The organism is Rheinheimera gaetbuli (genome assembly GCF_054781935.1).
Window position 1 is genome coordinate 247052 of sequence record NZ_BAAGTL010000028.1, and the last position, 13086, is coordinate 260137.

Annotated in this window: 14 protein-coding genes; 6 read left to right on the forward strand and 8 right to left on the reverse strand. The window is 47.3% G+C overall.

Annotation, left to right across the window (positions count from 1 at the left end; translation table 11 throughout):
- Positions 1 to 4: 4 nt before the first annotated feature.
- The 3 genes from ribD to glyA all read right to left on the reverse strand — a co-directional run bounded on the left by ribD (position 5) and on the right by glyA (position 2928).
- On the reverse strand, positions 5 to 1123 hold the full coding sequence (ribD, locus tag ACYVIC_RS17545) for a bifunctional diaminohydroxyphosphoribosylaminopyrimidine deaminase/5-amino-6-(5-phosphoribosylamino)uracil reductase RibD (RefSeq protein ID WP_460862039.1): 1119 nt from the start codon (positions 1121 to 1123) through the stop codon (positions 5 to 7).
- Positions 1123 to 1578, reverse strand: a complete 456-nt coding sequence (nrdR, locus tag ACYVIC_RS17550) for a transcriptional regulator NrdR (protein WP_068231240.1) — start codon at positions 1576 to 1578, stop codon at positions 1123 to 1125. The genes ribD and nrdR overlap by 1 nt, the downstream gene beginning before the upstream one ends.
- A 96-nt stretch (positions 1579 to 1674) precedes the next feature.
- Entirely contained in the window at positions 1675 to 2928 is a 1254-nt protein-coding gene (gene glyA / locus ACYVIC_RS17555) for a serine hydroxymethyltransferase (RefSeq protein ID WP_460862041.1), read from the reverse strand.
- Between the two features lie 271 nt (positions 2929 to 3199).
- Here glyA and dinB point away from each other — a divergent pair, with 271 nt between their 5' ends.
- Complete coding sequence (gene dinB / locus ACYVIC_RS17560; RefSeq protein WP_460862043.1) at positions 3200 to 4264, forward strand: DNA polymerase IV; 1065 nt, start codon at positions 3200 to 3202, stop codon at positions 4262 to 4264.
- A gap of 85 nt (positions 4265 to 4349) precedes the next feature.
- Here dinB and ACYVIC_RS17565 read toward each other — a convergent pair whose 3' ends face one another.
- Both ACYVIC_RS17565 and ACYVIC_RS17570 read right to left on the reverse strand, forming a co-directional pair.
- The gene (locus ACYVIC_RS17565; protein ID WP_335736280.1) at positions 4350 to 4562 is read right to left on the reverse strand and encodes a cold-shock protein; all 213 of its coding nucleotides are present in this window, start codon (positions 4560 to 4562) and stop codon (positions 4350 to 4352) included.
- Positions 4563 to 4829: 267 nt separating this feature from the next.
- A complete protein-coding gene (locus ACYVIC_RS17570; RefSeq protein ID WP_460862045.1) occupies positions 4830 to 6131 on the reverse strand; it encodes a DEAD/DEAH box helicase in 1302 nt (433 codons plus the stop codon).
- A gap of 137 nt (positions 6132 to 6268) precedes the next feature.
- Between ACYVIC_RS17570 and ACYVIC_RS17575 the strand changes: the two genes are divergently transcribed.
- Together ACYVIC_RS17575 and ACYVIC_RS17580 are read left to right on the forward strand one after the other, a co-directional pair.
- Positions 6269 to 6802 (forward strand): DUF2058 domain-containing protein, encoded by a 534-nt coding sequence (locus ACYVIC_RS17575; protein ID WP_460862046.1) that lies wholly within the window; start codon positions 6269 to 6271, stop codon positions 6800 to 6802.
- Positions 6803 to 6815: 13 nt separating this feature from the next.
- Positions 6816 to 7355 carry a GNAT family N-acetyltransferase gene (locus tag ACYVIC_RS17580; protein WP_460862048.1) on the forward strand — a complete coding sequence of 180 codons (540 nt, stop codon included), beginning with the start codon at positions 6816 to 6818 and terminating at the stop codon, positions 7353 to 7355.
- Here the strand turns inward: ACYVIC_RS17580 and ACYVIC_RS17585 are convergent.
- Positions 7330 to 8064 carry a methyltransferase domain-containing protein gene (locus ACYVIC_RS17585; protein ID WP_460862049.1) on the reverse strand — a complete coding sequence of 245 codons (735 nt, stop codon included), beginning with the start codon at positions 8062 to 8064 and terminating at the stop codon, positions 7330 to 7332. The two genes, ACYVIC_RS17580 and ACYVIC_RS17585, sit on opposite strands and share 26 nt — an antisense overlap.
- A 39-nt stretch (positions 8065 to 8103) precedes the next feature.
- On the opposite strand from ACYVIC_RS17585, the gene gloB reads away from it, so the two are divergent.
- The 3 genes from gloB to ACYVIC_RS17600 all read left to right on the forward strand — a co-directional run bounded on the left by gloB (position 8104) and on the right by ACYVIC_RS17600 (position 11014).
- Complete coding sequence (gloB, locus tag ACYVIC_RS17590; RefSeq protein ID WP_460862051.1) at positions 8104 to 8871, forward strand: hydroxyacylglutathione hydrolase; 768 nt, start codon at positions 8104 to 8106, stop codon at positions 8869 to 8871.
- Positions 8872 to 8954: 83 nt separating this feature from the next.
- On the forward strand, positions 8955 to 10529 hold the full coding sequence (locus tag ACYVIC_RS17595) for a LysM peptidoglycan-binding domain-containing protein (RefSeq protein ID WP_460862053.1): 1575 nt from the start codon (positions 8955 to 8957) through the stop codon (positions 10527 to 10529).
- A gap of 14 nt (positions 10530 to 10543) precedes the next feature.
- On the forward strand, positions 10544 to 11014 hold the full coding sequence (locus ACYVIC_RS17600) for a hypothetical protein (protein ID WP_460862054.1): 471 nt from the start codon (positions 10544 to 10546) through the stop codon (positions 11012 to 11014).
- 269 nt (positions 11015 to 11283) lie between these two features.
- On the opposite strand, the gene ACYVIC_RS17605 is transcribed toward ACYVIC_RS17600, so the two are convergent.
- Both ACYVIC_RS17605 and maiA read right to left on the reverse strand, forming a co-directional pair.
- Complete coding sequence (locus ACYVIC_RS17605; RefSeq protein ID WP_460862056.1) at positions 11284 to 12210, reverse strand: chemotaxis protein; 927 nt, start codon at positions 12208 to 12210, stop codon at positions 11284 to 11286.
- A 180-nt stretch (positions 12211 to 12390) separates the two neighbouring features.
- On the reverse strand, positions 12391 to 13035 hold the full coding sequence (maiA, locus tag ACYVIC_RS17610; protein ID WP_460862057.1) for a maleylacetoacetate isomerase: 645 nt from the start codon (positions 13033 to 13035) through the stop codon (positions 12391 to 12393).
- Positions 13036 to 13086 lie beyond the last annotated feature (51 nt).

The window sequence follows — 13086 nt, forward strand, 5'->3', positions numbered from 1 at the left end:
ACATTCAGGTAAGTCGGGCAGTAAGGCGTAAATCCTGCCCAACCATGCGTACATCGGTCCAGCTCAACTGGGGCACTGTAGCCAGTGTATTAAACTGTGGCAGCACTGCCAGTGGCTGCGCCATGCTGCCGAGTAATTTAGGCGCTATATAAACAATCAGTTCATCTACTAATTTCAACTGTATTAAGGTACCGGCCAGGGTGGCACCGGCTTCTACCCACAATGTATTAATATTTTCCCGCATGGCAAGATGCTCCAGCAACAGCGGTAAATCAAATTGGGCATTGTTATCCAGCGGACAATGAATTTGTCTGGCGATATTGGGCAACTGCCGATTGTTTTCAAGCTTGCTTACACACAGCAACACTTCACCGCCGTCATCAAATATCGCCATTTTGTTATCCAAAGTACCATTGCGGTCGAGGATCACCCTTTTGGGTTGGCGCAGCCCGCCGTTCTCCATAGGTGTAACGCTACGCAATAGCTGCTCTGCGCGCAGATTTAACCGCGCATTGTCAGCAATAACAGTGGTGGCTGTAGATAAAACGGCACAGCTTTGCGCGCGGTAGTGCTGTACATCGGCACGCGCGGCATCACCGGTTAACCATTTACTGTCGCCGTTGGCCAGCGCAGTGCGTCCATCCAGACTGGCAGCCAGCTTTAATTGTACATAAGGGCGCTGCCGTTCCATCCGGCTTAAAAAGCCCGGGTTTACAGCCCTAGCCTGCGCCTCCAGCAAGCCAACCTCAACCGTAATACCGGCAGCGCGTAACATGGCCACGCCACGGCCGGCCACTTGCGGATTGGGATCTTGCATCGCCACCACAACACGGGCAACACCAGCGGCAATTAATGCCTCTGCACAAGGCGGTGTGCGGCCATAGTGGCTGCAAGGCTCTAAGGTAACATAACAGGTTGCTCCTTTGGCCGCAGCGCCAGCCTCACGCAGCGCATACACTTCAGCATGCGGCCCGCCGGCTTGTTTATGGTAGCCGCAGCCAATCACAGCGCCATCTTTAACCAGCACAGCACCTACATTCGGGTTTGGGCTGGTGGTATAACAGCCAAGCTCAGCCAACCGGATGGCTTGTGCCATAAAAGCCGAATCTGCAGCACTGAACATCAGGCTTTTTCCCCTAAACGGGCAATTTCTTCGCCAAATTCGCGGATATCTTTAAATGAGCGATACACCGAAGCAAAACGCACATAAGCAACTTTATCTACTTTAACCAGCTCATCCATAATCAGATTACCCAGTAACTGACTGCCGACTTCACGCTCACCGGTAGCACGCAGCTGAGATTTAATTTTATTTATCAGCTGTTCAATTTGCTCGGTTGATACCGGCCGTTTTTCCAGTGAACGCAGCAAACCACTGCGTAATTTGTCTTCATTAAACGGCTCGCGCGAGCCATCACGTTTAATAATACGCGGCATTACCAGCTCCGCCGATTCAAAGGTGGTAAAACGCTCATGGCAAGCCAGACATTCACGGCGACGTCGCACCTGATGGCCGTCTGCTACCAATCGGGAGTCGATTACTTTGGTATCATCAGCATTACAAAACGGACAGTACATAATAAAAATCCTGCTAAACCGTCAAAAAGCGCGATAAAGAAAAGGCCGGATAAAGAAATGGCCGCAATAGCGGCCATCATAACACTTAATCAGTGCTTAGGCATAAACAGGGAAACGGCCACACAGCTCAGATACCTGGCTACGTACTTTATCAATAACAGCAGCGTCGCCACGACTATCTAATACATCGCAAATAAAGTTTGCTACAGCGCGGGCTTCGCCTTCGTTGAAGCCACGACGGGTAATTGCCGGCGTACCGATGCGCAAACCAGAAGTAACAAATGGCGAACGTGGATCATTTGGTACCGAGTTTTTATTCACGGTAATGTGCGCCTGCCCCAACCAGGCATCCGCTTCTTTACCAGTAATATCTTTGTCGATTAAATCCATCAAAAACAAGTGGTTTTGCGTACCACCGGAAACAATCTTATAGCCACGCGCCATCATCGCATCGCACATCGCCACAGCATTTTTCAGCACTTGTTGCTGGTAGGTTTTAAATTCCGGTTGCAGCGCTTCTTTGAAGGCCACGGCCTTGGCGGCAATAACATGCATTAACGGACCGCCCTGCCCCCCCGGGAATACCGCAGAATTCAGTTTTTTCTCAATCTCTTCGTTTTTACGCGCCAAAATTAAGCCACCGCGCGGGCCAGCCAGCGTTTTGTGCGTAGTGGTAGTTACCACATCTGCCACTGCTACCGGGTTAGGGTACAGGCCTGCGGCTACTAAACCGGCAACGTGCGCCATATCCACCATCAGATAGGCACCGACTTTGTCGGCGATATCACGAAAGCGCTGCCAATCAACAATACCTGAATAGGCAGAGAAGCCGGCGATAATCAGCTTTGGTTTGTGCTCCAGCGCCAGTGCTTCAGCCTGATCATAATCAATTACGCCGGTTTCAGGGTGCAGGCCATACTGCACTGCGTGGTAAAGCTTGCCAGATGAGCTGACATGGGCGCCATGTGTTAAGTGGCCACCGTGTGCCAGACTCATACCTAAAATAGTGTCGCCAGCGTTTAGCAGCGCCAGAAATACAGCCGAGTTAGCTTGCGAACCCGAATGCGGCTGCACGTTGGCATAATCGGCGCCAAACAGTTCTTTAGCGCGGGCTATGGCTAAATCTTCTGCAACATCAACATATTCACAACCGCCATAGTAACGCTTGTGCGGATAACCTTCGGCATATTTGTTGGTCAGTTGAGAGCCTTGAGCCTGCAGTACGCGTGGGCTGGCGTAGTTTTCTGAAGCGATAAGCTCAATATGGGCTTCCTGACGGTCAGTTTCATTTGTTATGGCTTGCCATAATTGCGGATCAAAATCGGCAATATTCATATCACGCTTTAACATGCTCTCTCCTGGCGCGGCTTAACACGCTTAGTCTTAATAAAGTCGGTCTTAAAAAAACAGTTTTTAGTAAAAATGCAGCACAGCAAAACGGGCTGGTAAAATTGGCCGCTATTCTACCGCTAAATAAGCTTTTATGCACCCAGAATTTAGCCATCTAAACGTCTGAACATAAAATACCTTTGCAGCGCTTACTGCCGCAGCGTGACGCAGACTTTACAATGGCAGTATTGCTGCCTAATATACTGTATATATAAACAGCCAAGGCGAACCAATGCGCAAGATAATACACATTGATATGGACTGCTTTTTTGCCGCTGTAGAAATGCGTGATAACCCGGCACTAAAACATCGGCCATTGGCTATTGGCGGTTCAAGACAAAGCCGTGGCGTGATATCCACCTGTAACTACCCGGCCCGCGCTTTTGGTGTACGTTCAGCCATGCCAACCGGGCAAGCATTAAAGCTTTGTCCGCACCTGACACTGCTAAGCGGAAATATGGATAAATACGTTAGTGCAAGCCGGCAAATTCGCGCCATATTTGCCCGTTACACCGATCAGATAGAGCCGCTTTCCTTAGATGAAGCCTATTTAGATGTTACCGACTGCGCGCTGTTTCAGGGCAGCGCCACCCGGATCGCCGACGACATCCGTCGCAATATTTTTTTAGAGACAGGCCTGACCGCCTCTGCTGGCGTAGCACCCAATAAATTTTTGGCCAAAATTGCCAGCGATGAAAATAAGCCCGATGGCCTTTTTGTTATTACGCCGGATGCAGTCAGTGATTTTGTCACCACCCTGCCGTTAAAACGCCTGCCAGGCGTAGGCACAAAAACAGCCGAGCGTTTAAGCCAACTTGGTTTGCACAACTGCGCAGACATTGCCAAAGCGCCATTGCCGCTACTGGTAAAACATTTCGGCGCCCAAGCCGACAATTTACTTAAACGCAGCCAGGGTATAGACGATAGGCCGGTATGCTGCAATGAACAACGCAAGTCTCTCGGTGTAGAGCGCACCTTAGAGCATGATTTAACGCAGTATACAGAGTGTGTTGAAACCCTGAGCCAGTTATTGCCGCAGCTACAACGCCGCCTGGAGTATTACAGCAGCACTGCTGCAGGGCGATTAACACCAGTGCAAAAGGTAGGGGTTAAACTAAAGTTTAGTGATTTCCGCCAAACTACGGTAGAAAAGCAAGGGCAGCCATTGCAATTGGATAAACTATTACCGCTTTTGGACGAAGCCTGGCAGAGACGCTCTGAGCAAGGTGTAAGACTTATCGGCTTGCAAATAGGTTTTAGAACCAATGCTTTGCAACAACTCTTACTGCCCTTTTAATACAAAAAAGTGACTGCAAATAATTATGCCGCAATTAAAAACAGAAAACCGGCTAAAAGCCGGTTTTACGCTAACCTGACCGGAATTATCCGATTACAGTTACGTTCTCAGCCTGAGGGCCTTTCTGGCCTTCGGTGACTTCGAAAGTCACTTTCTGACCTTCAACTAACACCTTACGGCCGGTGCCATTGATCGCACGGAAGTGAACAAAAACATCTTTGCCACCTTCACGCTCAAGAAAACCATAGCCTTTCTCATCGTTGAACCATTTAACTGAACCGGAAATTAACTGTGACATAACACTCTCTTACATTAACTAAATTTGCCAGTGTGCTGGCGTCTTAAATATTACCGGCCATATCAGGTAGCTAGTACATATTTTGCCCTTATTATCAGTTAAGCAATACTAAGGGGTCAATAAGCTAACTAACTGAACAGAGAAATTTTCTCTGTGGCCGTATCAGCCAACTCACACTAAGGCTGATAACCCTGTGTAATCAGCCTGGCTGAACACACAAATTTAGTGTAGCAGCATTAATGCTGAAAAAATAACCAGAAAGTGCAATTATTTTTTCCGCTTAACGGGTGCTAAACCATCATCGCCGCCCTCAAAGAAAGCCGGCTTAGCTTTAACTGATTTTTTCGCACCTTTAATAACAGCGTTGTTCGCCGGCCTTTTTTTCCTTGCCGGCACCGCGACTTTTACAGGTGTCGCCTGACGCACGTCCTTTTTCGCTTCCAGCCCGGCTATCTGACTAAACTCGACCTCAGAGCGAAGTAACGCTTCGATCCGCTGCAACGACGGCGCATCTTTGGGACCAACTAATGAAATAGCATCACCTTTATGCCCAGCCCTGCCGGTGCGACCAATACGGTGAATGTACTCTTCTTCATGTTTAGGTAAGTCAAAGTTCAGCACATGCGATACCTGCAGCAAGTCTAAGCCGCGAGACGCCAGATCAGTAGTTACCAAAACCTGATACTTACCCCCGGAGAATGCCTGCATTACGTTGTTGCGCTCTGTCTGACTTAACTTACCACTTAAACTAACAGCCGTTAAACCGATACCTTCACATAATGCAGGTAAACGCTCAGCATCGGAGCGGGTGGCCGTAAAAATAATCAACTGTTTAATACTTTCCTGCTGCAGCAAATGATGTAACAACGCCTCTTTATGGCTTAAATTATCTGCCATATAGAAGCGCTGTCGAATATCCTGATGCTGCTGATAGCTGGTACCCACCGCTACCCGGTAAGGGTTTTTCAACAACGTCAATGCCAGCTCACTAACTTCGGCATGATCCAGCGTGGCCGAAAATAATAAAGTTTGCCGCAGCCGATGATCTGCTGCTTTATTGATCATACTTAGCTGTGGCATAAAACCCAGATCAAGCATACGGTCGGCTTCATCCAGGATCAGCACTTCCAGGCCGTTAATAAATATCGACTTATGTTCCAGGTGATCGGCAAACCGACCGGGCGTCGCAACAATAATATCGGGCTCGCGCTTTAGCAGCTTTTCCTGATCATTGAAATTTTCACCACCCACAATCAGCGCAGAGGTCAACGGCGTATTAGCAACAAACAATCTGAGCTGGGCATACACTTGCTTAGCCAGCTCACGGGTTGGCGCCAAAATCAACGCCCGCGCATCGCGCTTAGACAGCGGCCGGCTTTTTAGTAAGCGTTGCATCATCGGTAGCAAATAAGCCAGGGTCTTACCAGAGCCGGTTTGCGACGACACAATAAGATCACGCCCTACCATAACTGCTGGTATAGCTTCGCGTTGGATCTCAGTTGGCTTAACAAAGCCAAGGTGCTGTACAGAACGCAATAAGCGCGGATCAAGCGATAAATCTGTAAACAAAGTAAACCTCAAAAAACGGCATTAACTGCTATATGATAACCGATGCAGCGTAATCGCGTTAGTTTGATTTCTCCAACAGCAGGCTTTGCGCTACTATAAGCACAGCATAAAGCGAGAGAGTAACTATAGGACAATACATGAGTAACGCGTTAAAAGAGCAGCTACTGAAGGCCGGCTTGGCCGATGCTAAAAAGTTAAAAGCAGTTAAAAAAGCCAAACATCAGGAAAAAGTTCAGGCAGGTAAGAATAAAGCTCTGGTAAACGAAGCCAGTGTACTGGCCGAACAGGCCCGCCAGCAGCAGGTTGCGCGCGACAAAGAGCTTAATCAGCTAAAACAGGCTGAACTACAAAGAAAAGCCGTCGCCGCTCAGGTAAAGCAGCTGATAAATAACAATACCATCAGAGCTCAAGGCGACGTAGCCTACAACTTTACTGATGGTAAATTAGTAAAACGATTATATGTTAATAGTAAGCTGCACGATGAACTCAGCCGCGGCTTACTGGCCATAGCCAAACAAGACGAACAATATGCCCTGGTTCCAACAGCTGTTGCTGAAAAAATTCAACAACGCCAGAGCGAAAGCATTATTGTATTAAATGTGAAACAGCAACAAGTTGATGAAGACGATCCCTACGCAGACTATCAGATCCCTGACGACTTAATGTGGTAGCACACTGGTGTTTATGAAACAGCAAATACCTGTACAACTGGTGCTGGCGAGCGTCAATGAAATGCACCAATTACAAAGCTGGTTCAACAATGCCGGGCAACAACACAGCTGGGGAGGTGATAACTTTTGCTATCCCTGTTCTGCGTCACAGTTTTTGTCACAGCTGTGTCGTCCGGCGACCGACAGTTACAGCTTGATCAATAGAGAAAATGCCAGCCTTGTTGGATTCGGCCAGATTTGCGATCGTTTTGGTTGCCATCATCTTGCACGTCTAATTATAGCACCGTCGTTTCGCGGACAAGGATTAGCCAAAGCCTTGATATGTGAATTGATAATCAAAGCCCTGAGCCAGCTGCCACGGACGTTCTCGCTGTATGTGCACCGCCACAACACTATCGCAGTTAAACTTTATACTGATATCGGCTTTGTTGTTACCACACAACCAGAAGCTGAGAATAAACGGCTTTTCTTTATGACACTTGGCCCAGAGCAGGCGATCAAGTTGGCGAGCAGCTATCTGCAACACGTTAATCGCAGCGTTGACGTGCACTAACGCCTTTAACTGACCGGCTAAATGCAGGCTCGGGTTGCCATTTAGGTCTGACGGGTGTAAGCGGTAACTCACGTTTACGTGCTATCAACAAATAACTACTACCAGCAAAGTTAAGATAGCGCTCCAGCCACGCTTGATAGCGGCTTTGTGCATGCTGTTCTGCCAACATTGCTGAGCAAAAAAAACGTTGTTCTGCCAACACTTCAAAGCCCACCAGATGCAGCCAGTCTTTCACGCGTGAAGCACTGAAAAAACGGCCTTGCCAGGGATAACGATTGCGACACGCTGGCCATATCTTCATTACGCCAACGGCACTAAACGGATTAACGCCAGTAACGAGTAAATACCCATCAGATAGCAATACACGGTGTGCTTCACGAACAACATGATGCGGATCAGCCGCAAATTCAAGACAATGACTTAACAGCACTGCATCGACAGTATTATCGCTGATTGGCAATGCATCCGGCTGCGCGCGCAGTGTCAGCGCCTTGCTTTGAATACCAACAGCAAGATGCTGTTGAACCTTACAGGCGCTGGTATCAATTTCACAACTAAGATCGCCTACCTTCAACAGGTAGTAGCCAAAAATTTGCTGCCACCATGGTGCGAGCTGAGCCACTATAGCGGCAGACAGCGCGTCTCCCTGGCGAAACTGATGCCAGCCCGAGGGCACAATATGGTCTTTTTCGCTCAGTGCCGGTTTCATGCTACATTGTTATCAGATTTAATTATAAAGAACATCATTATGCTTCAGATTACACCGATACCAGCATTTGAGGATAACTATATTTGGGCTTGCTGTCAGCCTGACAAGCCATATTGTCTGATTATCGACCCGGGAGATGCAGCAGCCGTGCAGCATTTTCTGGCAAATAACGACAAAATACTCGACACGATATTAATTACGCACCACCATCGGGATCACACCGCCGGTATAGCTGCACTGCGGCAGAGCTTCCCTGGCGTACGTGTTATAGGACCAAAAGCAGAAGGCGGTTTAATTGCCGGCCTTACCGAGCTCGTTAGTGACGGTGATATCGTAAAAATACCAAAACTGGATAGCCAGTTTAGCGTTGCAGCCATTCCCGGGCATACTTTAGGGCATATTGCGTTTTATTCAGCTCCGGTATTGTTTTGTGGCGATACACTTTTCAGCGTTGGTTGTGGTCGTCTGTTTGAAGGCAGTCCGGCGCAAATGTGGCAATCGTTAACATTGTTGCAAGCCTTACCGGACGATACCCGCCTTTACTGCAGCCATGAATACACTTTAGCGAACATCCGGTTTGCTTTAACTGTAGAGCCAGATAACAGAGATCTGCTTGAATATGCAGCACAGTGCCAGACTTTACGACAGAAAGGTCTGCCAACATTGCCTGCTGTTTTAGCAAAAGAAAAACAGATTAATCCGTTTTTACGGTGTAATAACAAAGCGTTACAAGAAGCCTGGCAGCAATTTTCTGCCCTGACGTTGTTTACTGCACTCAGACGGGCAAAAGATCAGTTTACCAGTTAACTTGCAATCAGTTACCGAACAGGTAACATTTGGTTTTTTAGAAGTGGAATAACGTGATGTTCAAAAGATTATCTGCTGCAGTTATGGTAGCTTTACTCTCCGGCTGTGTTAGTACCAATACGCAAGAAGACGCCGCCAGTCAGGCGGTAGAAACCAGCCCCAAGGCCCCGGCAGATTTTCATAAACACGCAGCAACAGCAGAACAAGTTGCTTTAAGATTGTGGTCAGGGAAAGCTACAGACATCGCTGCAGCTAAACCTGATGCAACTGAGCTGGAAGATTTGTGGCAGCGCATTCAATTACAGCTGACGTTTGACGTGCCCCAAACCCGGCCAATCGTTGAGCAACGAAATTTTTATAGTCGTCATCAGGCCTATCTGGACCGTGTGGCCGGGCGCGCACAACCTTTTTTATACTTCATTGTACAAGAGATAGAAAAACGTAATATGCCGCTTGAGCTGGCACTACTGCCGATAGTAGAAAGCGCTTTTGATCCCTTTGCGTACTCTCACGCAGCCGCTGCAGGAATGTGGCAATTTATGCCAGCTACAGGAAAGCGCTTTGGTTTAAAACAAAATTTTTGGTATGACGGCAGACGCGATGTTATAGCGTCAACCCGCGCCGCACTAGACTATCTGCAGTTTTTACATGACAGGCTTGAAGGTGACTGGCTTAATGCGATAGCAGCGTATAACTCCGGTGAGGGTCGTATATTAGCCGCGATTAAACGTAACAAGCAAAAGCGGCTACCTACTGATTTCTGGTCGCTGGATTTACCAGCAGAAACAACCGCGTATGTACCTAAATTACTAGCTTTGGTTGATATATTAAAACGCCCTGACGATTTTGACATTGTGTGGAAATTTATTGCTAACGAACCCAAAATTACCGTGGTTGAAGTAGGGGCACAAATTGATTTAGCTATAGCAGCAGAAATGGCAGGTTTAAATGTGTCTGAGTTACAAGCACTAAACCCGGGCTTTAATCAGTGGGCAACAGATCCCGACGGACCTCACTATCTTGCTCTGCCACAACAGAGCGTGGCAGGGTTCCAACAAAAACTGGTCCAAACGCCAAGCCAAAATTGGGTACGCTTTAAACGTTATACTATTGCCAAAGGCGATACTTTGGGCAAGATTGCCCAAGCACACAATACCAGCACTGATGCAATACAGCGTATAAATAAGCTAAATAGCCATACTATTCGCTTGGGGCAGCATTTACTTATCCCTACCGCATCATCAGACGAATCTGACTATGAACTAAGTGCTGCAAATCGGGTAGCACGGGCACAACAACAGACAACAGGCAATAAGCTGACCTATACTGTACAACAAGGCGATACCCTATGGGATATCAGCCGGGAACATAAGGTTAGCGTAGAGCAACTAACAAAATGGAATGGTATAGCAAAACGCACGCCTCTGCGGACCGGGCAAAAGCTGGTAATCGTTGAGCAAAGCAAGTCGGACGGCCATAGTGCTGGCATTTCCCGCACTGTTACTTACAAAGTACGTAAAGGCGACTCACTGGCACGCATAGCACAACGCTTTAGCGTCAGCGTTTCAGATATTGTTAAATGGAATCAAATTGATACCAACAACTACCTACAGCCGGGCCAACAACTGAAGTTGATAGTCGGCGTTACTCAGGTATAACACGGAGTAGCATAATGAAACTCTGGCTGCTTGCAGCATTGTTGTTTACATTGCCCGCGCAGGCGCAGTTTGATATTGCTGGCGAAGGCAAAGTTTTTCTGCAAAATGGCAGCCAGCAAGCATTCGATTTCGGCTTTAGTTTTTTCCGTCAGGACGGTACTTATCGTTTTATTGTAGGCCGTCATAGCCTTGACGTTCATACTGTCCCTAAAAAATATTCACTGTCCGTGATACTGCAAGACGATAAACAGGTTTGGGTGCCCGATTTCATTAACGAACCTTTGCTGGGGTTCGAGCTACACATTGAACAGTATTCTTTGCGTTTATTTCAGGATCCTGAAACTAACTCCAGGGGTAATTTCATTTTGCAATTGAATGACGAACGCTTTCATTTTAGCCGAGGGCCCGGACAAATAAGCTTTCTGTTTACCGAAAAGGGTATTAAAGATGTAAGAGTAGAAGGCATGTTTAAGCCAAGACGCTAGAAGGGTTCCTTCTGCAGTTGTAACACTGGCACGACACCAGAGCCAACACACAACACCGGAGCCAGCAAGGTAAACCACCAACCAGAATAAAACGGCACCCCATGCCATAGCATAAATAACGCAGCACACAGCTGAAATACAACACCAAATATGCCAGCATAAAGCAGCCCCCGATTTAACCATCTTTTTGGAGCACGAAATATCATCATCTGTACCACTAACAACTAACAAACGTCATAACTACCACTTAGCAAAAAAACCAGCAGGCATTAGCCGGCATTAATCCATTTTTGCACAGCTGACGTCAGTTCGTCCGGGTGAAATTTTGCAATAAACTGATCAGCACCTACTTTAGTTACCATGGCCTGATTAAATACGCCACTTAAAGACGAATGCAAAATAATATGAATTTTACGCAAATTTTCGTTAGCTTTAATTTCACTGCACAGAGTATAACCATCCATTTTCGGCATTTCGATATCAGACACCAACAGAGGGATCTGCTGTACAAACTTATCGCCGAGCTCCTCTGATTTTCTCATCAGCCACTGTAACGCCTCACTACCATCGTTAGCCAGTTCTACCTTAACCCCTATCGCAGCCAGCGCTCTTTTTACCTGGTTACGTGCTACTGCCGAATCATCCGCCACCAATACCGTTATTTGTGATAAGTCTACCGTCGACACCTGCTGTTTTACACTTTCGCTTACTTCTTCATTAACCGGGCAAATCTCAGCAAAGACTTTTTCTACATCAAGAATTTGCACCAGCTTTTTATCAATTTCGGTTACCGCGGTAAGATAATGCGACTTGCCAGACCCCTGAGGTGGCGATTGTATTTGCTCCCAGTTCAGATTGACAATACGATCTACACCGCCAACCAAAAAGCCCTGAGTATTGCGGTTGTATTCCGTTACCAAAATATAAGCTGATTTTAGATCCTGTAATGGTTTGCCCCCTGTAGCCTGGCTCATATCAATAACCATAACCGGAACGCCCCGCAAATGAGCAATACCACGAACACAAGGGTGCGAACCAGGCATGTCGGTTAATTCAGGGCACTGAATCACCTCGCGCACTTTGAATACATTAATGCCAAAGCGTTGATCGCCATGCAGCCTGAATAACAGCAACTCCAGTCGGTTTTGTCCGACCAGATTAGTTCGCTGATTCACCGATGCCATTAAATTACTCATAATTCTCGCCTTTTCGTGAGCAAATGCTTAATTAGAATAGTGCCAGTATAACCAAGATGCTAGCAGAACACACAAGGATAACCCGACTTTTTTATAAGCATAGGTGACATTAGCTAATCGTCTAGCTAAACATGACGAAAGACAAATGCCAGCCGCATGACTGACATCTGCTGAAAGTAGCTATTGTGCGTCAGGTTGCTGCTCAGGCGCAGCCAGTGCAAAGGCAGCCAACTGCTGACAATGATGATGAATAGCAGCAATAACGGGGTAAGCTGTCATATCCAACGAAAAGCGTTGCGCATTATACACCTGAGGTACCAGGCAGATATCAGCCAGGGTTAGACTATCACCAAAGCAATAGTGCCCTGCACTGCAGGTTAAGCGTTGTTCCAACGCGTTGAAGCCGGTATGCAGCCAATGCTGGATCCAGGCGGTTTTTGCCTCATCCGTCAGCGCCAGCGTACCGCTAAGATACTGCAATACGCGCAGGTTGTTCAGCGGATGAATATCACAGGCTATATCCAGTGCCAATGCGCGTACTTTGGCTTTAGCAGCCGGCTCTTGTGGCAGTAGCGCGGGTTCCGGGTGCATCTCTTCCAGATATTCAATAATCGCCAGTGATTGATTCAGGCTGATATCGCCATCTATAAATGTTGGTACAAGCTCTGCCGGGTTTAACACTTTATAACTGTCGCTGTGTTGTTCTCCGCCATTTTTAACCAGATGCACCGGCAGATTTTCAAAGCTCAGCTGTTTTAAATTCAGTGCTATACGCACCCGATAAGCCGCAGATGAGCGCCAGTAACCGTAGAGTTTCATTGTCATCCTTAAGATACCCTGCTTTGAATTCGCAGCTGCTGCGTACATTTTTTCTGC

Excerpts from the sequence above, each read along its gene's own strand:
- ACYVIC_RS17565 (WP_335736280.1), bottom strand. The coding sequence starts at position 4,562 with ATGTCACAGTTAATTTCCGGTTCAGTTAAATGGTTCAACGATGAGAAA.
- ACYVIC_RS17585 (WP_460862049.1), bottom strand. The coding sequence starts at position 8,064 with ATGAAACCGGCACTGAGCGAAAAAGACCATATTGTGCCCTCGGGCTGG.
- ACYVIC_RS17605 (WP_460862056.1), bottom strand. The coding sequence starts at position 12,210 with ATGAGTAATTTAATGGCATCGGTGAATCAGCGAACTAATCTGGTCGGA.
- ACYVIC_RS17595 (WP_460862053.1), top strand. The coding sequence starts at position 8,955 with ATGGTAGCTTTACTCTCCGGCTGTGTTAGTACCAATACGCAAGAAGAC.
- maiA (WP_460862057.1), bottom strand. The coding sequence starts at position 13,035 with ATGACAATGAAACTCTACGGTTACTGGCGCTCATCTGCGGCTTATCGG.
- ACYVIC_RS17600 (WP_460862054.1), top strand. The coding sequence starts at position 10,544 with ATGAAACTCTGGCTGCTTGCAGCATTGTTGTTTACATTGCCCGCGCAG.
- ACYVIC_RS17580 (WP_460862048.1), top strand. The coding sequence starts at position 6,816 with ATGAAACAGCAAATACCTGTACAACTGGTGCTGGCGAGCGTCAATGAA.
- dinB (WP_460862043.1), top strand. The coding sequence starts at position 3,200 with ATGCGCAAGATAATACACATTGATATGGACTGCTTTTTTGCCGCTGTA.
- ACYVIC_RS17575 (WP_460862046.1), top strand. The coding sequence starts at position 6,269 with ATGAGTAACGCGTTAAAAGAGCAGCTACTGAAGGCCGGCTTGGCCGAT.
- glyA (WP_460862041.1), bottom strand. The coding sequence starts at position 2,928 with ATGTTAAAGCGTGATATGAATATTGCCGATTTTGATCCGCAATTATGG.
- ribD (WP_460862039.1), bottom strand. The coding sequence starts at position 1,123 with ATGTTCAGTGCTGCAGATTCGGCTTTTATGGCACAAGCCATCCGGTTG.
- gloB (WP_460862051.1), top strand. The coding sequence starts at position 8,104 with ATGCTTCAGATTACACCGATACCAGCATTTGAGGATAACTATATTTGG.
- nrdR (WP_068231240.1), bottom strand. The coding sequence starts at position 1,578 with ATGTACTGTCCGTTTTGTAATGCTGATGATACCAAAGTAATCGACTCC.